Genomic DNA, 19,604 nt, shown 5'->3' with positions numbered 1-19,604 from the left:
TGCGCGGCGGCGCGCGGGCGCGCGCCGGTTTTTCGGCTCGACGGATTTTAGGCAACAGGAAGAGGTTTATTGATGGCTGAGTTCCCTCTCGTTGGCCTGGCTGCGGAGGACGACGGCTTGCATGTCGCCACCGGCGACCCGTGGTGGCGGGAAGCGTGGTATTTCGAATTTTACGATCCGCGCGTGAACGTGCAGTTTCAGGCCTACCAGGGCGTCTTCCCGAACCAGGAGACCGGCGATCTGTGCGCCGCCTTCTTTCACGCCGGGCACATGGTGCATTCCGAGCTGAAGATGGATTTCCACGTGCCCGCGGCGTCGCCGCCGGAGGAGCGGCTGTGCTTCGGCCCCATGCAGATGGAGATGCTGGAGCCGTACGCGCGCTGGCGCATCCGCTACGACACCTCCGACGTGCAGGCGGACCTGGAGTTCACGGCGGTGAAGCCGCCCTTCAGCTGGGCGGCGGCGCGCCTGTGGATGGAGACGGCGCAGGACCCGCAGCAGCGCAGCCAGCACTTCGACCAGTTCGGGCGCTACACGGGGCGGGTGTGGATCCGCAACCAGGAGCAGAAGATCGACGCCCTGGGGTTCCGCGACCGCATGTGGGGCTGGGGCGGGCGGCGGGCGTGGCGCAACTACGCCATTCTGTGGGCAGGCTTCAGCGAAGAGTTCGTGGCCAATATCGCGGTGCAGGAGTTCACCGGCGGGCGCATCGCGCTGACCGGCTACCTGGTGCGCGACGGCAAGCAGGAGCTGCTGCGCCGCGCCAGCATCGATTTTCACTGGGACGCGCACCGCTGGAAGACGCTGGCCGGCGTGCACGTCCAGGCCGAGGACCTGGCCGGACGCGCCGTGGAGTTCACCGGCAAGCCGCAAGGCATCCTGGACACGGCGCACCGCTGGCCGCACCGCAGCGACCACATGCTCTTCAGCGTGGGCGAATACCGCTGCGAAGGAAAGGTCGGCCACGGGGTGATGAACTGGGCGTTCGCCACGCTGGCGGGCCGCCCGGCGCGCTTCGAGGCGCAGATCGAAGATCTGCCCAAGGGAGGACGCTGAGGCGATGCGGCCCGAGACCCCGGCCGGGCAGGACCGCGTGGCGCGTGCAAACGCGCTGCTGCACCTTTACGGGGAGTCGATCCGCCATTTTTTCCGCGCGCAGCAGCGCTCGACGATGGCTTCGCCGATGTTCAACCTGCCGGGGCGGCTGATCCTGGGAAGCTACTGCTACTACGAACAGCTTCCGGCACTGCTGGCGGAGCTCGAGCGCATGACCACGGCGGAGGTGATCGGCAGGGGGATGCAGCGCATCGGGGCGCGGCCCAACGCCATTCACCTGCACTCGCTGCTGCTGGGCTATTTCAACGGACGGGAGCAGGCGCTGCTGCGCGGGAAGGCGCGCCCCGATAACCCCGAGGAGATCGCGCACCTGCTGGAGTTCTGGGAGCGCACGGCGCGGGCCTCGCGCACGGACGGCTGCTGCCTGCCGGACGAAGCGGACTGGAGCATGCCCTTGCTGCCGGCGAACGAAGTGGAAGCGCTGGCGGGGCAGCTCGGGGGAGTGCAGGATCACGCGGCGCACCAGAAATTCCGGCGGATGATGGCCACATTGGAGCTGTACACGTTCATCCTGAACGGCGAAGCGCGCGTCGGTGTCTTCCACCACGGCCCGTACCGGCTGGCGAACGGCGGCCTGCTGCTGGTGAAGGAGCTGACCGGATTCCGCGACGACTACTACCCGTGGCAGCGCGGCGCGCCGGCGCTGCCCGTGGATGGCGTGGTGCGCGTGCGGCAATACCGCGGGCTGAAGGCGCAGATTGTGCTCATGGGCAGCCTGACCACCGAGCCGCGGGACGAAGAGCAGTGCCTGGTGGCCGAGGGCGTCTTCGCGCTGCAGGGCCGGCAGATGCGGCCCATCGCGGCGGAGGAAGCGGCGGCGCTGGGCGCGCAGGCCGCGGATGCGCAGATGCAGCTCTACCGTATCATGATGGAGTGGGACGCGCGGTACCGGATCGCCTACGGCGCGGAGCTGTACGGCAATCTGCTGCGCTTCTTCGCCGAGCCCTGCGGCCGGCAGCAGGAATTCGCCGCGAGCATCCGGGAGAAGTTCCGGGCGTCCGTGGAACGGCACCTGGATGAACTGGCGGGCGGCGAGCCGCCGCTGGTGCTGCAGCACATTGCCAAGACCGCGGGGCCGATCTACACGCCCCTGCAGGGATAAGGGATGCGACGCCTGGGCGACATCACGATTGCGGAGCTGAACGAAGCGCTGCGGCTCTTCGGGGACAGCCAGAAGCGCTTCATGCGCCAGGAGAAACGCGCGGCGCTGCGCTCGATGCTGTTCGACGTGCCCCGGCGTTCCTCGATCGGCTGGCACTGCTTCTACCAGGAGGGCCCGCGCTTCCTGGAAGAACTGGCGCGGGAGATTTCGCCGGAAGAGATCGGGCGGCGGATGAAGCGGCTGTGCTCGCGGCCCTACTACCTGACGCTCTCCATCGTATTCTGCAGCTACTTTAACGCGCGGCAGCAACTGCTGCTGGATGCGGGGCTCGAGGCCGGCGAGCCCTTCGCCGGAGAAAGAGTGCAGGACGCGAAGATCATCGCGGACTTCTGGCGGCGCGCGGCCTCCGCCTACCGCAACGACGGCAGGTGGCTTCCCGCTCAGGCGGGCTACACGCAGGCCATCTTGGCGGAGGAGAGCGTGCGCGCCCTCGGCGCGCAACTCCGCGCGACCACGCTGGAAGAGCGCAAGATGCTGCGGCGGCTGGCGGCCACGCTGGAGCTGTACTGCTTCATTCTGCACGGGGAGCAGCGCGACGGCATCTTCGCGCACGGGCCGTACGACGCGGGGGACGGCGCGCAGATCGTGGTGCAGGAATTCACCGACCTGCAGAACGATTTCCTGCCGTGGGCGGTGACCCCGGCGCGCAACCGCTATCCGAATATCGCGCTGGCGCTGAAACTGCGCGGGATGCACACGCGCTTCGACGTATTCGGCAGCGTGCTCTTCGACCCGGCGGACATCCTGCCGTGCATCGAGGCCGAGGGAATTTTCACGTGCGGCCCAGACGGCGTGCCGCGGCCGATTCCGCTGGCGGAAGTCGCGGAGATCCAGCACTGCGCCGCGGAAGCGCAGAACGAGCTGTACCAGAAGGCCGCGGAGTGGACGCCGCGCTACAAAGCGGAATACGGCGCGCAGCTCTTCGCCAATCACCTGGTGAGTTTCTTCGAGCTGCTGCCCTGCGGGCAGCGCTATCGCGAGCCCATCCGCGCGGCCTTCGACGCCGCCGCGCAGCAGGTGCTGGACCGCTGGCTCGGCGATCCCGAGCCGCCCTCCATGTGGAAGTTCATGGGGACGACGGAAGGCGATTTTTTCTGGCCCGTAGCCGGGGCCGAAACGGCTGAATCCCTGCGAAAGGCGCGCGGAGACTGACCCACCCATGCCCACTCCAACCAGGAAGAAGACGGCAAAGCGCAAGAGCGGAGCGGCGGCGGCCGCCTCTTATTTCTGCGGGATCGACATCGGCGGCACGTTCACCGACTGCGTGGTGCGCGACCAGGCCGGGCGGCTGACCATCGCCAAGGCCCTCTCCACGCCGGACGACTCGGCGCGCGGCTTCTTCGACGCGCTGACGGTGGCCGCCGGAAAGATGGGGCTGACGCTGGACGAGCTGATGACGCGCACCGAGCTGCTGCTGCACGGCACGACGCTGGGCACCAACGCGCTGCTGGAGCGCAAGGGCGCGCGCGTCGGGCTGATCACCACCGCGGGCCACGCCGACGCGCTGATCATCATGCGCTCGGTGGGGCGCTCGGCCGGGCTGCCCATTCAGCAACTGCTGCACGTTTCCCGGCACCGCAAGCCGGAGCCGCTGATTCCCCGGCACCTGATCCGCGAGGTGAGCGAACGGGTGGACTGGAGCGGCGAAGTGGTGCTGCCGCTGAACGAAGAAGAGGCGCACAAGGCGATCCGTGAGCTGCTGGCGCAGAAAGTGGAAGCCATCGGCGTCTGCTTCCTGTGGGGCTTCCTGCATCCGGAGCACGAGCTGGCGCTGAAGCGCATGATCCAGAAGGAAGCGCCGGAGTTGTACGTCACCTGCGGGCACGAGCTGATCAACAAGCCCGGGGAATACGAGCGCAGCGCGGCGGTGGCCATCAACTGCTTCATCGGGCCGCTGATGTCGCGCTACGTGGGCAAGATCGAGGCGCGCGCGCGGGAGCTGGGCTACAAGCGGCGGCTGGTAATCATGCAGAGCTCGGGCGGCGTGGCCACGGCCGCGGAAGTGGCGGACAAGCCGGCGTTCACCATCGGTTCGGGCCCGGCGGGCGGGCTCACGGCCTGCAAATTCCTCGGTGATCTGCTGGGGCACAAGAACATCATCGCCTCCGACGTGGGCGGCACGAGCTTCGACGTGGGCCTGGTGCACGAAGGCCAGCCGCTTACCGGGAGCGAGACGACGCTGAACCAGTACACCTTCCTGGCGCCGCATCTCGACGTCATCTCCATCGGCAGCGGCGGCGGCTCGATCATCTGGGTGGATCCGATGAGCCGCACGCTGAAAGTCGGCCCGGAATCCTCGGGGGCCAATCCCGGTCCGGCCTGCTACGGACGCGGCGGGAAGCGGCCCACGGTCACGGACGCCAACCTGCTGCTGGGCTATCTCGATCCCGACTATTTCCTGGGCGGGACGCACAAGCTGGACCGCGAGCAGGCATTGGAAGCAATGAAGACGGTCGGCGACCAGCTAGGCATGAGCCCCATCGAGGCGGCCAGCGCGGCGGTGCAGATCGTGGAGTTCCAGATGGCCGAGCTGATGCGCCAGATGACCGTGCAGCGCGGCTTCGACCCGCGCGACTTCGTGGTCTACGCCTATGGCGGGGCGGCGGGAGCGCACTGCGTGACCTACACGCGGGAGCTGGGCTGCAAGACCGTGGTAGTGCCGCTGGGCTCGACGGCGTCCACGTGGTCGGCGCTGGGCGTGCAGTCCGCGGATCTCTTCCACGTTTACGAGAAGTCGGAGCTGTTCCTCGCGCCGTACAACGCGGAGCGCATCAACGAGATCTACGAGGAGCTGGAGCAACGCGGCATCGAACAGCTGAAGAAAGACGGCATGCGGACCGACGAGATGTCCCTGGAACGCTACGCGGAGATGAAGTTTCGGCTGCAGATTCACCTGGTGGAAGTGCCCGTGCCGGCGGGCAAGCTGACGGCCAAGTCGCTGGCGGCGCTGGAAAGGTCCTTCGTGGAAAAGTACGAACGGCTGCACGGCAAGGGCTCGGCGTTCACCAGCGCGGGCGTGGAGCTGGGGCTGCTGCGGGTGACCGCGCGCGGGCGCATCCGGCGGCCGTCGCTGCTGCAGCGCCCGGCGAGCCGGCAGAATCCGCGCTCCGGGCAGCGCGAGATCTACTGGAGCGGGCTGCGCAAGAAGGTCAAGACGCCGATCTACGACTGGACGCGCATGGGCGCGGGAGTGAAGCTGCGCGGCCCGGCCATCGTGCAGATGCCGGAAACGACGGTGGTGGTGCCGCCGGGCACGGAAGGGCGCGTGGACGCCTACGGCAATTTCATTCTGACCATCGTTGACCGCTTCGCGGTCACCATAAAAGGATAAGGGATAGGAGACGCGAGAATGGCAGCCAACACCATCGCCTGGGACGGCACGACCTATCCGTACATTCCGCCGCGCGAGCTGAAGATCCACCCCAAGCTGCACCTGCATTCCGCGGCGGCCAAGAAGGTGGAGCCGGTAACCTACGAGGTGCTGCGCCACGCCATGTGGAACGTCAACCTCGAGCACGGCAACACCATCATGAAGATTTCCGGATCGCCCATCTGCGCCTACGGCCACGACTTCAATCCCTGCCTGCTCGATGAACGCGGCGACTTCGTCTTCTTCGGGCCGTTCCTGCAGTATCTCTCCTCTGCGGCCAGCTCCGCGGTGAAGTGGACGCTGGAAAACCGCTCGGACAATCCGGGAATCGAAGACGGCGACATCTTCCTGACCAACGACCCGTGGATTGGGGCCACGCACCAGTCCGACGTGACGGTGATCGCTCCGGTTTTCTGGGAGGGCCGGCTCTTCTGCTGGGTGGGCAACACCCTGCACCAGTGGGATCTGGGAGGCACCGCGCCGGGCGGCTTCAACCCCATGGCCGCGGACGTCTTCTGGGAGGCCGGGTGCATCCCCCCGATCAAGATCGTGGAGAAAGGCGTGCTGCGGCGGGACCTGGAGGAGGAGTACATCCGCAGGTCGCGCATGCCGCAACTGGTGGCACTGGATCTGCGCGCGGAGATTTCCGGGTGCAACGTGTCGCGCGAGCGCATCCTGGGCCTGCTGAAGCGCTATGGCGCGCCGGCGTTCAAGGGCGTAATGCGCAAGCTGCAGGACGATTCCGAGACGGCCTTTGTGAAGCGGTTGCGCACGATTCCCGACGGCACCTGGCGGGAAGCGGCGTGGATCGAACTGGCCCACCCCGCCGACCGGCACATCTACCGCAACTCGCTCACGCTCACCAAGAAGGGCGACAAGCTGATCTTTTCCAACGAGGGCACCGACCCCCAGGCGGGCACGCTGAACTGCACCGCAGTGGCCTGGCGCGGGGCCATCGCCTCGATGATCTGCTCGCAGATGCTTTTCGATCAGATGTTCGTGGTGGAGGGCGCGTACCGGCACATGGAATTCGAGGCTACCCCGGGCACGATCACCTGCGCGACGTACCCCGCGGCCGTCAGCGCGGCGCCGGCGCTGACGCTGCTGCAGACCATTGCGCTGGCGGGGCTGGTGATTTCCAAGATGCTGGCCTGCTCCTCGGATGCCAGCCTGCGCACGGAAGTGCAGAGCGCGATGGGCTGCGCGATGTATCCCATCTCCGCCTTCAGCGGGATCGACCAGCGCGGCAATCCCTGCACGTCGTTCTTCCTCGATCCGGTGGGCGCGGCGCTGGCCGGGCTAAGCTGGCGCGACGGCGTGGACACCGGCGGCTGGCCGTGGGATCTGCAGAGCACCATGCCCAACGTCGAGGAGCAGGAGTGGTTCTACCCGATCCTGTATCTGTGGCGGCGGGAGGTGGCCAACGGCGGAGGCGCGGGAAAATTCCGCGGCGGGAACCCGGGAGAGTTTGCGTTCATCCCGCACAAGACCGGCCGGCTCACGCTGTTCACGGCCACGGGCCACGCGGCGGTGCCGCCGCCGGGGCTGTTCGGCGGGCTGCCGCCGTCCACGACGCGCTACACCTTGCGGCGCGGCGCGAACGCGCGGCAGTTGATGGCCGCGACGCACAAGCTGCCGGCGCGCCTTTCCGAATTGCAGGGCACGAGCGAATATCCGGCGCCGAAGGCCTTCAACATTCCGCAGACGCCGGACGACGCCTTTATCGTGGCGTGGGCCGGCGCGGGCGGCTACGGCGACCCGCTGGAACGCGATCCCCGGCTGGTCGAGAAGGACCTGCTGCAGGAAAGCGTGACCCAGGAGTGGGCCGAGGAGGCCTACGGGCTGGTCTTCGACAAGAAAGGCCGCGTCGACGCGCAAGCCACCGAGAACCGCCGTCACGAGCGGCGCCAGGAGCGCCTCGCGGGCGGCGAGCGGCGCCAGCTTCCGCCTCTGCAATCCACGCGCAAGCGCCAGGTGGCCGAGGGTCTGCTGCTCGGGGAAAATGACGGCGGCAACGTGCTGGCCTGCCGCCGCTGCCGCGGCGTTCTCTGCGACGCGGCGGAAAATTACAAGAAGCACTGCATCTCGCGCGGCAAGCCGGTTTCCGCGGCCAACCCGCACATTCTCGATCCGCAACAGTACATCGAGGAAGACGTCGTTTTCCTCGAATTTGTCTGCCCCGGATGCGGGCTCCTGCTGCAGACGGAAATTCTGCGGCGAAACGATGAGCCGCTCTGGGATCTGCAACTCGCTCAGGAGCCACAGGGGAAATGAACATCGGTCTCACGGTAACCCGCAACGCGCGGCGCTATCCGGACAAGGTGGCGCTGGTGGACGCGAACAACGGCCGGCGCATCACCTGGAAGGACCTGAACCGGCGCGTAAACCGGCTGGCGCACGCGCTGGTGGCCAGGGGCCTGAAGAAGGGCGAGCGCATTGCCATCTATTCGCGGAACTGCCTGGAGTACCTGGAGCTGTTCTACGCGGGAGCGAAAACGGGCATCGTCATCCAGCCGCTCAACTGGCGCTTCACGCCGGATGAGGTGGCCTTCACGCTGAAGGACGGCGCGCCGCGGGGCATCCTGGTCAGCCCGGAATATGCGCAGGCCTTCCGGGACAAGGCGGGCGAGCTGCCGTCGATCGAATTCGTGGTGGGCCTGGGCGCGGGCCACGGCTTTCCGCTGAGCTATGACGCATGGATCGCGGGGCAGCCGGACGCCGAGCCGGAGAGCGTCTACACGGTGGGCGACGACGACCTGTACTTCTTCTGCTACACGGGGGGTACCACGGGCATCGCCAAGGGCGTGATGATCACGCACCGCAACGCCTTCACCACCATCGTCAACATGACCGCCGCGGAAAAGATCTCGCCCGGCGACGTCTACCTCATCCTCGGGCAGATGTTTCACATCGCGGTGCTGCTGCCGCACAGCTACCTGTTTCACGGGGCGCGCGTGGTGATCCTGAATTTCGAGCCGCGCAAGACGCTGGAGGTGATCCAGGCCGAGGGGGTCACGTCGTTTCTGGGCATCACCACGATGCTCAACTACATGCTGGACGTGCCGGAATTCGCGCAGTTCGACACCAGTTGCCTGCGCCTGATCGGCTACGGCGGCGGGCCCATGTCCGTCACCACGCTGCGCCGCGCCATGGCCGCCTTTCCGAACGCCGGCTTCATCCAGTATATGGGGCAGACGGAGCTGAGCATTATCTCCGCAGTGCTCACCCCCGAAGATCATCGCCACGCGCTGGCCGACAAGCCGCACCTGCTGCTCTCCTGCGGGCGCGAGGCGCTGCTGTGCGACTGCCGGGTAGTGGACGACGACGACAACGACGTGCCGCGGGACGGCGAAACCGCCGGGGAGATGATCGTGCGCGGGGAAAACGTAATGAAGGGCTACTGGAACCTGCCCGAACTGACCGCGGAAACGCTGCGCGGCGGGTGGTGCCACACCGGGGACATGACCACGTGGGACAAGGAAGGCTATTTTTACGTGGTGGACCGCAAGAAGGACATGATCGTCTCCGGCGGCGAGAACATCTACCCCGCGGTGGTCGAGCAGGTCATCTACAAGCATCCGGCGGTGATGGAATGCGCGGTCATCGGCGTTCCGCACGAAACCTTCGGGGAAACGGTGCGCGCCGTCGTGGTGGTGCGGCCCGGGCATACGGTGACGCCCGAAGAGATCATTGAAACCTGCCGGCAGAATCTGGCTAGCTATATGAAGCCGACCGGCGTGGACTTCGTAAGCGAATTGCCGAAGGCCCCGACGGGGAAGATCCTGAAGCGCGTGCTGCGGGAAAAATACTGGAGCGGACGCAAGCGGCGCGTGGGAGGCGCTTAGGCATGCAGAAAATCGGACAGGGCACGCTGACTTCGGGACGCACCTGCAGCGGGACGCTGCGCGCGGTGGAAACGGTGCAGGACGTCCTGCGGCTGATGAAGATGGATCTTTCGGAGACCATCCTGCTGACCTCGTCGGCTTCGGCCACGGCGGTGATTCCGCTGTTTTCGAAAGTGAAAGGCGTAGTGTGCACGGCGGGCGGGGCCACCTCGCACCTGGCCATCGTGGCGCGGGAATTCGATCTGCCCTGCATGATGGGCAGCGAGATGAGTGGCGCGCCGGAGCTGGACGGCCGGGCCGTGCTCTTCAACGAACAGGGGGAAATCTTCCTGCAGGGCTGAGCTGACAAAGACCATGACCACGCGCCGCACCCAAGCCCGTATCCTGCTGAACCTCAGCTTCCCGGAGCTCGCCGCGAAGTACGCGACGCTGCCCTGCGACGGTGTGGGGCTGATGCGCGCGGAGTTTCTGGCGCTGTCCATCGGCACGCACCCGCGCAAGCTGATCGCCGAGGGCGGCACGGAAGCCTTCACCGGCTTCTTCGAAGAGAAAATCGCGCAGGTGGCGGCGGCCTTCGCGCCGCGGCCGGTGATCTACCGCACGCTGGACCTGAAATCGAATGAGTACGCGGGACTGGACGGCGGCGCGGCCTACGAACAGAAGGAGGAGAATCCGATGCTGGGCTACCGCGGCTGCAGCCGCTACGTCGCGGAGCCGGAATGCTTCCGGCTGGAGCTGCAGGCGGTGAACCGGGCGCGTGCCCAGGGCTTCGACAACATTAAGCTGATGCTGCCCTTCGTGCGGCTGCCGGAAGAGCTGCGGCAGTGCCGCGCCTGGATCGAAGAAGAGGGGCTGCTGAGCCAGCCCGGCTTCGAATTGTGGATGATGGCAGAACTGCCCTCCAACGTGCTGCTCATCGAGGAGTTTCTCCCCCACGTGCATGGCGTTTCGGTGGGCTCCAACGACCTGACCCAGCTCATCCTGGGCATCGACCGCGACAACCGCCGCCTCTCCGCGCAATTCGACGAGCGGCACCCGGCGGTACTCGCGGGCATGGAGCGCATCGCGCGCGCCGCCCGCGCGCGCAATCTTCCCGTTTCGATTTGCGGGAATGCGCCGTCGCGCTACCCCGAAATGCTGGAGACGCTGCTGCGCTTCGGCTTCACCAGCTTTTCCGTTGCGCCGGAATCGTTCGAAAGGACCGTCGCGGCGGTCGCCGCGGCGGAGCAGAAACTTGCCGCCGAAGCGCAGGGTGGCCGCTGAGATCCGCTGCAAAGGAGCCCCCGTGGCCGAATTGACTCCGCAGGACGAGTTCATCCACCCGACTGGATCGGAAAGCACCTGGCGGGAAGCGTTTTATTTTGATTTTTACGACCCGCAGACCAAGCTTGCCGCCTTCGGCTACTCCGGGGTGCACCCCAACCAGCAGATCGGCGACGTGATCTTCGCGCTGTGGCGCGGCGACGTGCTGCTGGCAAAATTCACGCGCTGGAACTTCAACATCCCGCAGGAGATCGGCGAGGAGCGCCTGGACTTCGGCCCGCTGGCCTTCCGCACCATCGAGCCGTTCAAGATTTGGCGGATGTTCTACGATGACGGGGCGTGCCAGGTGGACCTCACCTTCCGCGCCATCCACGCGCCCTACGACTGGGGGCAGTCGCACGGCGCGCTGGCGCAGACCAACAGCCACCACTACGAGCAGCAGGGCCGCTACACGGGCACGATCCGCGCCGGCGGCGAGCGCCACGAGGTCACCGGGCTCGGCGCGCGCGACCATGCCTGGGGCTGGGGCGCCCGCGCGGGGATCCGCCGCTGGGTGTGGGCCTCGGCGCAGTTCAGCGAGCGTTTCGCGTGGAACACGTTTCAGATCACGCTGGCCGACAACCGCGACATTCTCTACGGCTACATCTACCGCGGCGGCGAAAACAATTTGGTGCGTCGCTCGCACATCCGCATGGGCTACGCGGAGATGGGCAAAGCGCCCACGGAAGGCCACTTCGCGATCGAAGCGCAGAACGGCGACCGCGTGGAAGCCTCCTGCCGCGCGCTCAACGCCTTCAACACCTCGCACCAGGAGCGCAACAAGACCGGCTTCCACTACTTCTGCCATTCGCAATATCAGTGCGAGGGGCAGACGGGCTACGGGCAACTGAACGCGCACTGGCGGCTGGAGGCGGACCGCCCGAAGGACTGGTCCGTGATTCTGGCGGGGTAGCCGGGGCGCCGCGCTAGGCCGGCCCGGCGCTTTAGAATTCGCGCAGGATCTTCTCGCGCATCACGTATTTCTGGATTTTGCCGCTCCCGGTCATCTCGAACTGCTCGACGAAGCGCACGTGCCGTGGAACCTTGAATCCCGCGATGCGCTCCTTGCAGTACTCGATCAATTCCTTTTCCGTCAGCGTTGCCCCGCTCTTCAACTGCACGAACGCCAGCAGCACCTCGCGCAAACGCTCGTCGGGGACGCCGACAACCGCCGCCGCGCGGATCGCCGGATGCCCGCAGAGGAAATTCTCCACCTCCAGCGCCGAAACGTTTTCGCCCCCGACGCGGAACATGTCCTTCAGGCGCCCGGTCCAGATCACGAAGCCGTCGTCGTCGATGTAGCCGGCGTCACCGGTGTGCAGCCAGCCCTCGTTGTCGATGGCTGCCGCGGTTTCTTCCGGCTTTTTGTAATAGCCCTTCATCACGTTCCAGCCGCGGAAACAGATCTCTCCGCGCTCGCCGCGCGCCAGCGTCTTGCCCGTGGCTCCGTCGATGATTTTGATTTCCACGCCCGGTTCCGGGCGGCCCATGGTGTTGACGCGCTTTTCCTGCGGATCGTTCCAGCCGGTAATGGCCACGTTGGGGCTGCCTTCGGAGAGGCCATAGAGCGGGCAGAGGTGCTGGATCCCGATCTCCTCGACCACCATGCGCAGCACCGACGGCGTGCCCGCCGACCAGCCTTTGGAAAGGCTGGCCCGCGAGCGCTTCGCAAAATCCTGGTGATTGTGCATGGCGATAAACATGGACTCGAGCCCGATGTACGTGGTGATCTTCTCTTCCTCGATGAGCCGCAGCGTCTCCCCCGCATCGAACGCCGCCGAGGTGTACAGCGTGAAGCCCCGCGTCACCGCGCCCAGCAGCGCGCACACCGAGCCGCCCACGTGGAACATGGGCATGGCCGAGAGCACGCGGTCTTCCTCGCGCACGTTGGCCCGCTCTTCCATCTGGAAGGCGTTGCGCAGCACCTGGCCGTGTGAGAGCAGCACGGCCTTCGGAAACGCCGTGGTGCCCGAGGTGTACTGCAGGATCACCACGTCGTCCGGCTGCACCGCTTCTTCCTGCCGGCGCAAATCCCCCGTTCCGCCGCTCACCGCGCCCCGCCGCAGCACTTCTTCGTACGACAGCAGGCCCTCGGGCGCGCCGCCCACGACGATCACGCGCTGCAGCATGGGAAACGCGGCGCTGCGCACGCGCCCGTCCCTGGCCTGCGCCACTTCCGGGCAGACCTGCCGCAGCATCTTCAGAAAATCGATCTGCAGGAACTCGCGCGGCAGCACCAGGGTCGCCGCATCGGACTGCTTCAGCACGTATTCGAACTCGCTGATCCGGTAGCGGGTATTGATGAACATCGCCGCGCCGCCGAGCGCCGCGGTCGCCAGCTCGGCCACGCAGGTCTCCGCCAGATTGGGCAGGCAGACCGCGGTGTGCTCGCGCGGGCCGGCGCCCAGCGTGCGCAAGCCCATGGCAAACTGTTCCACTTCGCGGAGCAATCCCGCCGCTGTCAGCCGGCGCTCGGGAAAGACCAGCAGGGGCTTCTCGCCCCAGCGGCTGGCGCACTTGCGAAGGGCGTGCGGTAGCGTTTCGCGGCCCCAGGCCGCCCCTTCCGGCGAGTCCGTTTCCGGGCACGCGACGTACGCGAGCTTCTTTCCTGCGAGTTCGGTCTGCGAGGGGCTGGATTCGGGCGGCGTCATCCGGATGGATCCTTACCTTTTGGCCTCTCCGACCATTTCAAGCACTTTCTTGGCGTCGAAGAAAATTTTTAACTCCACGATGTGCCCGTTTTCCACCCGGAAGAGGTCCACGGCGTCGAAGACCACCGGGGCGCCCTGGGCCGTCTTGCCCTCAAAGTGGATCTCCGCGGCCACGCCGTTCCCGCCATCGGAAAAGAAGCGCGTCACACGGTCGTCGCGATCGCCGTACGAGCGGAAGACCCAAGCATAAAAATTCTTGATCGCTTCCCTGCCGACCAGGACGCCCACCTGCGGGTACTCCATGCGTGCGTCTTCGGCAAAGATCTGCGCGAGATCCTCCAGGCGGGTCTCATTGACCGCGGCAAAGTAGGCTTTAGCCACGGCCATGGCTTCGGTGTTCCCCATGCTGGCCAGTCTTCTCCCTTCCCGGTCACCCCCCAGGGTGACAACCATAAATCTTTTTTCCGCAGCCGGCTACGGATGGATGCGGAAGCCCCCGTCCACCAGCAGTTCCGCGCCGGTGATGAAGCTGGCTTCGTCGCTGGCCAGGAAAAGGATGGCGTTGGCGATCTCCCGCGGCTCGGCGGGGCGTTGAATGAACTGCCCGGCGCAATAGGCCTTGGCGACCGCTTCCCAGTCGCCGCCGGGGCCGGCCACTTCCTTGCACGCGTGCACCAGTAATGGCGTATTCACCACGCCGGGGTTCACGGAGTTGCAGCGGATGTTGCTGGCGGCGAAGTCCGCCACAATGTTGCGGGTGATCTGCACGACGCCACCCTTGGACGCACCGTAGGCCGCCAGATTCGAATAGCCGAGGAAGCCGGCGATGGAGCCGGTGTTGACAATCGCGCCGCCGCCGGCCTTGCTCATCTCCGGAATGGCAAATTTGCTCATGCGCTGGATGCTGGTGAGATTGACGGCGATCTGGCGCTCCCAATCCTCGTCGCTGATGGAGACCACCGTACCCTTCACGTCGATGCCGGCGTTGTTGATCAGAATGTCCAGGCCGCCGAGAAAGGCCACCGCCTCTTCCACCATGCGCTTGGCGTCCCCCGTTTTCGAAACGTCGCCGGACGTCGCGCCCACTTTATGCCCCGCCGCGCTCAGCCGTTTGGCCAAAGCGCGCACCCCCTCGGCGTTGATGTCCGCGGCGGCCACCGCCGCGCCTTCTTCCACAAAGCGCTCGGCCGCCGCCAAACCGATCCCGGAGGCTGCCCCGGTGATGAGCGCCCTTTTCCCTTTGAGCCGCATGAGAGAGTTCCTCCTCAGAATGAATCTGAAATCCTCCGCCGGTCAGGAGGCCGAAACGCCCGAGCCGTCCAGCAATTCCTTCACGCGGTCCAGGCCCTGGAACGAGGACTTGGCGCGCGCGGGATCGGCGAAGGCGGTGATGTTCCACAACACGATGTGCTGCAGCCCGGCCGCAGCCAGCTCGCGCACCTGCTGGGCCACGTCTTCCGGCGTGCCGTTCAGCGTGTAGTATTCGGTCACTTCCCGCGGCACGCGGTTCATGATGCGCTCGGCGTCCGCGCGCGGCACGCGGGAGGGAATGTAGTCGTGAAAGCCCGAGGACTCCTTGCCGAAGGGCGGCTCCGCGCCGAAGCGTTCGAAGAGTTCCGCGGGGAGCAGCAGGCACAGGCCCTTGACCAGGATGTGGTCCAGCAGCTTGCGCACGACGTTGCGGTCTTCGTCCACGATGACGTAGGCCAGCATGCCGGCTTCGAACGCGGCGGGATCGCGGCCTGCTGCGCGCGCGGCGGCGTGAATCACGTCCAGCTTGGTGCGATACTCCGCCGGGGTCATGCGCGTGGGCAGCCAGCCATCGGCCAGGCGCCCGGTGATGCCCAGCGCACGCGGCCCGTGCGAGGCGAGCCAGATGGGCGGGGTCTTGCCTTCGAAGGGCTCGAGGCCCAGCACGGCGTCCTTCAGCTTCCAGAACTGGCCGTCGAAATTGACGGGCTCGCTGCGCGATGCCCACAGCGCGCGGATGATCTGGATGCCCTCTTCGAGCTTGGAGACGGCCTTTTCGAAGGAAAGGCCGTAGGGGGTGACGTTGCAAGCCTCGCCCGCGCCCAGGCCGAGGATGAAGCGCCCGCCGGTGATGTGGTCGAGGGTGAGCGCGGACTGCGCCAGCATCGCCGGATTGCGGCGCACAATGTCCGTCACGCCAGTGCCCATGCGGATTTTTTTCGTGGCTGCACCGGCCGCGGCGATCGCCGGCACGGGATCGAAATAGACGTCGGCGCTCTTCTGGAAATTGGCCAGCGGGGTGATGTCCGGCGTCCAGATGGAGCGCGGGTGCCAGCCCATGAGGTGGCAGGGCCACCACGCGGAGTCGTAGCCGCGCGCTTCGGCGCGCTGCGCCTGCTGGATGACTTTATCGAAGGGCGGCATGATGCCGCCGGGTACTCCGAGACGAATTTTCATTCCTGGTTCCTTGCTTATACCTTTCTACGGAAGCGTGGCATCCTGAGGTGAATCAATCAGGTCCGCCGATCGAAGATTCCGGCCTTGCCGGAAAGGATCTCAACGTAAACTTTGCACCCAATGACTCGTTCGGCCTAGACCTTCGTTGCCGAGCCGCGGAATTCGATCTTGCGCATGGCCTTGGGGTCCACGACCTCTCGTAGCAGGCGCAGATATTCGGCCTCCGGCGCGGGCGTTTCCGGAACGCGGGCGGGCATGACCAGCTCGAACGCGGTCTGCTCCTGCACCTGCTTCGGAGTGATGCCACGGTGCACGCTGACCAGGCGCATGCGCTTCGAATTCGGCTCGAAATCCATCACGCACATGTCGGTGATGACCAGTTGCGGGCCGTTGCGCAGGCCGAGCTTGGCGCGCGAGTCGCCGCCGTTCAGCCAGCCGACGCAGGCGCGGAAATCCACCTTCTTCACGAAAGTGCGCGGGTTGTGCGTGGTGGACCAGATGAAGATGCGTTTGTCGAGCGAGCCCATGTCCCCCATCCCCGCCGAGCCGGGCAGGCGCACCTTGGGCTTGTGGTAGTCGCTGCCGATGATGCTGTTGTTGATGTTGCCGTACTGGTCGATCTGCGCGCCGCGAATGCAGAACGTCTCCAGCGTGCCGCGGTGCACGTACGACCACATGTCCTCGTACTGCGGCAGGTACATCACGCAGCCCTTCCACATGGTGGGGTCAAGAGTGTTGCCGATGACCGAGCCGGGCTGGGCGTCCACTCCGACAGCGCCGGCGACCCAGGTGAGGCCGGGGGCGTGCGTGGCACGCGCCAGCAGCACCGCCGATACCGGAATGAACGATACCGTGCCGTTCAGGATGATGTCGTCGCTGGTGAACGCCTTGGCCAGCGTCACCACCATCAGTTCGTCGATTGTGTATTCCCTGGCAGTTCCCATGGCCTAGTCCCAGCTCTCCAAACTCTTCAGCGCCGCCGCCCCGCCGAGTTTGGCGAGATATTGGTCGTGCGTCTTCAGTCCGTAGACAAATTCGTCGAGAAATGCCCGCGTGCCTTCCGGCGTGCGCGATTCGTCGGCGTAGCGCTGGAAGAGGGTGCGGTCGAAGTTGTACTTCGGGAAGAGCGAGCAGGGATGCGCGCCGAAGGGTACGTGCACCAGGGCGTCCACCTTGAAGTAGGGAATGCCGGTGTGGATCGGGGTGCGGCGGATCTCTTCGTTCTCCACAATCTCTTCCACGGTGACGATGACTTTTTTCGCGGCACGCGGGAAGACGTCCACGTCGGCCCAGATGGGCTTGGGAAAAAACTGCACGTTGCCGAAGCGGTCGGCGCGGTGCGCGTGCAGGATGGCCACGTCCGGCTCCAGGGCGCGGCAGGCGATCACCGGCTTGCCGGTGAACGGGCACTCGATGACCTTGGTGGTGTCCGGATGCAGGCTGAGCACGTCGCTGCCGAGACCGGAGCGGCTGACGCCGAAGGGCAGGCCCAGCGCGCCGGCGCCCAGGCGCGTCAGGATCTGGTGCTCGGTGTACTCTTCGATCTCGAGCTTCTGGGCTTCCGCGGCGCGGCGGAAATTATTGGCCATGCCAAACTCATCGAGATTGATGATGATGGCCATGGCCTTGCGCACGCAGCCTGCGGCGATCATCCAGTCCAGGCCAATGCCGCCGACGACCATGGCTACCTGCAGGTCGCGCTTGTCCGCCCGGATCAACTCGCGGACCAGGGCCAGAGGGCTCATCTGCGTGCCCATGCCCTGCATGGCGATGGTATCGCCGTCGCGCACCAGCGCGGCGGCCTGCTGCAAACTCACCAGCTTGTCTTCTTTTCGTGCGGTCATCGGATCGGTTTCATCCCCGGGTCTTTCCGCCGGGTGCCGTCGCGGGGGTGTCCTCGCGAAAGACCTGGCAGGAACCTTTCAAGACCGGGAACCACAAGTCCCGGTTTTCAATTTCGGTCCTCTTGGGATCGTCGCGCAAACCGGTGCGCCGCCCGATCAGAATGGTGGCGGTGAAACCCACCGCCGCCTGAAAAATCTCCACCAGGTGCACGCAGCCCTGCGTCTTGCCAACCAGGTCGACGATGCGGCGGTTGATGCCGCGGCCGATGATCTGGCCTTCGAGCTTCTGCACGGTGTCCAGGGCGTGCAGACACAGCGTTTCGTAGGGCCGCCGCGCCATCACCGCAATCGCCCGCTCGATGCGCCCGCTCGCCACGTCCACGATCATCTCCGCCTGAAAACTGTGCTCGATATCCTGCAGCGAGGCCATCACGTGAATCGCCTGCTCGCCGTGATCGATCAGCTTCACGCTGATGGTGCGCTCGTAGATGCGCGGCGCTTTCCCGTCCGTGCCCCTTGCCAGCAGCAGGGGCCGGCCAATCTTCGGGGCCTCCTCCACGTCGCACCTCCTCAGCAGCGCCGCCCGCCGTCCACCCGGAGAATCTGCCCGGTGAGGAACGACGCCGCATCCGAAACCAGATAGGCGACCGCCTCGGCCACTTCCTCCGGCTCCCCGGGCCGCCCCAGCGGCGTATCCGCCAGTGCCTGCCGGCGGTGCGCCTCGTCGCTGAACGTTTCGCGCATTGGTGTGCGGATCGAACCGGGCGCCACCGCGTTCACGCGGATCTTTTCCGGCCCCAGCACACGCGCCAGGCCCACGGTGAACGTTTCTACCGCGCCCTTCGCGGCCGCGTACGGCAGAGTCATGGGCGTCCCGCCGAGGCGCGCGCCGATCGAGGTGATGTTCACCACCGCGCCCCCGCCGCGCCGCCGCAGCAGCGGCAGCGCCGCCTGCGTGCACAGAAAGACGCTGCTCAGGTTCACCGCCAGGACCCGCTCCAGCTGCTCTGGCGTCCACTCCTCGAAGGGCTGGCGGTGCAGCGGGTCGCCCGCGTTATTCACCAGCGCTTCCAGCCCGCCCTCGCGCTCGTCCACGGCGCGCAGCATGGATTGCACCGCGCCGGCGTCGCTCACGTCCGCGCGGTGGATCCACGCGCTCCCGCCGGCCTGCTCCGCCAGGCGCGCCGTCTCCCGCGCGCCTTCTTCGTTGCGGTAATAATTGGCAACGACGGTGAAGCCGCGGCGGGCCAGCGTCACGGCGATGGCGCGGCCAATGCCGGAACTTGCGCCGGTCACCAGCGCGATGCGTGTTCTCGTTTCCTCGAGCAACTCGTGCGCCGCGTTTATCCTTCGCACCGGAACAGGATATTGAACGCGTTGTTGAAGCGCTGAAAGCCCGTGACCAGCGCGAAATACGTGCCCAGCTCGATCAAATCGGCTTCGCTGAAATGTTTGCGCAGCTCGGCCATCGTCGCGTCGTCAATGGCATCCGAGCGTCCGTGCGCCATGCATTCCGCCAGCGTCAGAATCGCTTTTTCCCGCGGCGTAAAGGCATCGGAATTCCGGAAATTGCCGACTTCCTGCACCTTGCGCTCCGGGATGTTGGCTCGTCTGGCCCAGACGAGATTCGCTTCCTTTCAATAATGACAGTCGTTCAGCTGCGCCAGGCGCAAGCGCGCCAGCTCCTTGGTCTCGGACTCCACGTTGCCGCCGAGCACCAAGCCGTAAAACTCGTAAAACTTCCGGAAGACCTCGGGATTGTTGGCCATCACGCGCGCGTACACCTTGTCCCCGATCCACTGATCGAACGTCTCGGTGAGCTGCCGGATATCGTCCGGCATCTTCGCGGGGTCCACCAGCTTCAGCAGCGGCATGATCTTCTCCTGT

The 19,604-nt window shown here is 66.1% G+C and carries 19 protein-coding genes; 9 read left to right on the top strand and 10 right to left on the bottom strand.

Annotated features, from left to right (window positions below; translation table 11 throughout):
• Positions 1-72 precede the first annotated feature (72 nt).
• The 9 genes from LAN61_04245 to LAN61_04205 are packed head-to-tail and all read left to right on the top strand — an operon-like array spanning position 73 to position 11,708.
• On the top strand, positions 73-1,056 hold the full coding sequence (locus LAN61_04245; protein MBZ5539715.1) for a hypothetical protein: 984 nt from the start codon (positions 73-75) through the stop codon (positions 1,054-1,056).
• 4 nt (positions 1,057-1,060) lie between these two features.
• Positions 1,061-2,218 (top strand): hypothetical protein, encoded by a 1,158-nt coding sequence (locus LAN61_04240; GenBank protein ID MBZ5539714.1) that lies wholly within the window; start codon positions 1,061-1,063, stop codon positions 2,216-2,218.
• A 3-nt stretch (positions 2,219-2,221) separates the two neighbouring features.
• A complete protein-coding gene (locus LAN61_04235) occupies positions 2,222-3,430 on the top strand; it encodes a hypothetical protein (protein MBZ5539713.1) in 1,209 nt (402 codons plus the stop codon).
• Between the two features lie 7 nt (positions 3,431-3,437).
• A complete protein-coding gene (locus LAN61_04230) occupies positions 3,438-5,609 on the top strand; it encodes a hydantoinase/oxoprolinase family protein (GenBank protein MBZ5539712.1) in 2,172 nt (723 codons plus the stop codon).
• 18 nt (positions 5,610-5,627) lie between these two features.
• A complete protein-coding gene (locus tag LAN61_04225) occupies positions 5,628-7,922 on the top strand; it encodes a hydantoinase B/oxoprolinase family protein (GenBank protein ID MBZ5539711.1) in 2,295 nt (764 codons plus the stop codon).
• A complete protein-coding gene (locus LAN61_04220) occupies positions 7,919-9,493 on the top strand; it encodes a long-chain-fatty-acid--CoA ligase (GenBank protein MBZ5539710.1) in 1,575 nt (524 codons plus the stop codon). Before LAN61_04225 ends, LAN61_04220 begins: the two co-directional genes overlap by 4 nt.
• Before the next feature lie 2 nt (positions 9,494-9,495).
• A complete protein-coding gene (locus LAN61_04215; protein ID MBZ5539709.1) occupies positions 9,496-9,834 on the top strand; it encodes a hypothetical protein in 339 nt (112 codons plus the stop codon).
• Between the two features lie 13 nt (positions 9,835-9,847).
• On the top strand, positions 9,848-10,756 hold the full coding sequence (locus LAN61_04210) for a hypothetical protein (protein MBZ5539708.1): 909 nt from the start codon (positions 9,848-9,850) through the stop codon (positions 10,754-10,756).
• A 22-nt stretch (positions 10,757-10,778) separates the two neighbouring features.
• Positions 10,779-11,708: a hypothetical protein gene (locus LAN61_04205; protein ID MBZ5539707.1), complete on the top strand. Its 930-nt coding sequence runs from the start codon at positions 10,779-10,781 to the stop codon at positions 11,706-11,708.
• 31 nt (positions 11,709-11,739) lie between these two features.
• Here the strand turns inward: LAN61_04205 and LAN61_04200 are convergent, their stop codons facing one another.
• The 10 genes from LAN61_04200 to LAN61_04155 all read right to left on the bottom strand — a co-directional run bounded on the left by LAN61_04200 (position 11,740) and on the right by LAN61_04155 (position 19,591).
• Positions 11,740-13,446, bottom strand: a complete 1,707-nt coding sequence (locus LAN61_04200) for an AMP-binding protein (GenBank protein ID MBZ5539706.1) — start codon at positions 13,444-13,446, stop codon at positions 11,740-11,742.
• A gap of 12 nt (positions 13,447-13,458) precedes the next feature.
• The gene (locus tag LAN61_04195; protein MBZ5539705.1) at positions 13,459-13,851 is read right to left on the bottom strand and encodes a nuclear transport factor 2 family protein; all 393 of its coding nucleotides are present in this window, start codon (positions 13,849-13,851) and stop codon (positions 13,459-13,461) included.
• A 69-nt stretch (positions 13,852-13,920) separates the two neighbouring features.
• Positions 13,921-14,697: a glucose 1-dehydrogenase gene (locus tag LAN61_04190; GenBank protein ID MBZ5539704.1), complete on the bottom strand. Its 777-nt coding sequence runs from the start codon at positions 14,695-14,697 to the stop codon at positions 13,921-13,923.
• 42 nt (positions 14,698-14,739) lie between these two features.
• Positions 14,740-15,873 (bottom strand): LLM class flavin-dependent oxidoreductase, encoded by a 1,134-nt coding sequence (locus LAN61_04185; protein MBZ5539703.1) that lies wholly within the window; start codon positions 15,871-15,873, stop codon positions 14,740-14,742.
• Positions 15,874-16,007: 134 nt separating this feature from the next.
• On the bottom strand, positions 16,008-16,817 hold the full coding sequence (locus tag LAN61_04180) for a 3-oxoacid CoA-transferase (GenBank protein ID MBZ5539702.1): 810 nt from the start codon (positions 16,815-16,817) through the stop codon (positions 16,008-16,010).
• 3 nt (positions 16,818-16,820) lie between these two features.
• On the bottom strand, positions 16,821-17,717 hold the full coding sequence (locus LAN61_04175) for a CoA transferase subunit A (GenBank protein ID MBZ5539701.1): 897 nt from the start codon (positions 17,715-17,717) through the stop codon (positions 16,821-16,823).
• A gap of 10 nt (positions 17,718-17,727) precedes the next feature.
• Positions 17,728-18,276: a DUF2889 domain-containing protein gene (locus LAN61_04170; GenBank protein MBZ5539700.1), complete on the bottom strand. Its 549-nt coding sequence runs from the start codon at positions 18,274-18,276 to the stop codon at positions 17,728-17,730.
• 11 nt (positions 18,277-18,287) lie between these two features.
• Positions 18,288-19,046 carry a glucose 1-dehydrogenase gene (locus tag LAN61_04165; GenBank protein MBZ5539699.1) on the bottom strand — a complete coding sequence of 253 codons (759 nt, stop codon included), beginning with the start codon at positions 19,044-19,046 and terminating at the stop codon, positions 18,288-18,290.
• A gap of 14 nt (positions 19,047-19,060) precedes the next feature.
• Positions 19,061-19,303 carry a hypothetical protein gene (locus LAN61_04160; GenBank protein ID MBZ5539698.1) on the bottom strand — a complete coding sequence of 81 codons (243 nt, stop codon included), beginning with the start codon at positions 19,301-19,303 and terminating at the stop codon, positions 19,061-19,063.
• Between the two features lie 51 nt (positions 19,304-19,354).
• Positions 19,355-19,591, bottom strand: coding sequence for a hypothetical protein (locus tag LAN61_04155; GenBank protein MBZ5539697.1), 237 nt, complete (start codon positions 19,589-19,591; stop codon positions 19,355-19,357).
• Positions 19,592-19,604 lie beyond the last annotated feature (13 nt).

This window comes from Terriglobia bacterium, from assembly GCA_020072785.1.
Lineage (GTDB): Bacteria > Acidobacteriota > Terriglobia > Acidiferrales > UBA7541 > Acidiferrum.
This window is presented reverse-complemented; position numbering and strand designations above follow the sequence as displayed.

What these genes read in the sequence shown, in the direction of transcription:
- LAN61_04245 (MBZ5539715.1), top strand. Translation starts at nt 73, where the DNA reads ATGGCTGAGTTCCCTCTCGTTGGCCTGGCTGCGGAGGACGACGGCTTG.
- LAN61_04240 (MBZ5539714.1), top strand. Translation starts at nt 1,061, where the DNA reads ATGCGGCCCGAGACCCCGGCCGGGCAGGACCGCGTGGCGCGTGCAAAC.
- LAN61_04235 (MBZ5539713.1), top strand. Translation starts at nt 2,222, where the DNA reads ATGCGACGCCTGGGCGACATCACGATTGCGGAGCTGAACGAAGCGCTG.
- LAN61_04230 (MBZ5539712.1), top strand. Translation starts at nt 3,438, where the DNA reads ATGCCCACTCCAACCAGGAAGAAGACGGCAAAGCGCAAGAGCGGAGCG.
- LAN61_04225 (MBZ5539711.1), top strand. Translation starts at nt 5,628, where the DNA reads ATGGCAGCCAACACCATCGCCTGGGACGGCACGACCTATCCGTACATT.
- LAN61_04220 (MBZ5539710.1), top strand. Translation starts at nt 7,919, where the DNA reads ATGAACATCGGTCTCACGGTAACCCGCAACGCGCGGCGCTATCCGGAC.
- LAN61_04215 (MBZ5539709.1), top strand. Translation starts at nt 9,496, where the DNA reads ATGCAGAAAATCGGACAGGGCACGCTGACTTCGGGACGCACCTGCAGC.
- LAN61_04210 (MBZ5539708.1), top strand. Translation starts at nt 9,848, where the DNA reads ATGACCACGCGCCGCACCCAAGCCCGTATCCTGCTGAACCTCAGCTTC.
- LAN61_04200 (MBZ5539706.1), bottom strand. Translation starts at nt 13,446, where the DNA reads ATGACGCCGCCCGAATCCAGCCCCTCGCAGACCGAACTCGCAGGAAAG.
- LAN61_04195 (MBZ5539705.1), bottom strand. Translation starts at nt 13,851, where the DNA reads ATGGGGAACACCGAAGCCATGGCCGTGGCTAAAGCCTACTTTGCCGCG.
- LAN61_04190 (MBZ5539704.1), bottom strand. Translation starts at nt 14,697, where the DNA reads ATGCGGCTCAAAGGGAAAAGGGCGCTCATCACCGGGGCAGCCTCCGGG.
- LAN61_04185 (MBZ5539703.1), bottom strand. Translation starts at nt 15,873, where the DNA reads ATGAAAATTCGTCTCGGAGTACCCGGCGGCATCATGCCGCCCTTCGAT.
- LAN61_04180 (MBZ5539702.1), bottom strand. Translation starts at nt 16,817, where the DNA reads ATGGGAACTGCCAGGGAATACACAATCGACGAACTGATGGTGGTGACG.
- LAN61_04175 (MBZ5539701.1), bottom strand. Translation starts at nt 17,717, where the DNA reads ATGACCGCACGAAAAGAAGACAAGCTGGTGAGTTTGCAGCAGGCCGCC.
- LAN61_04155 (MBZ5539697.1), bottom strand. Translation starts at nt 19,591, where the DNA reads ATGCCGCTGCTGAAGCTGGTGGACCCCGCGAAGATGCCGGACGATATC.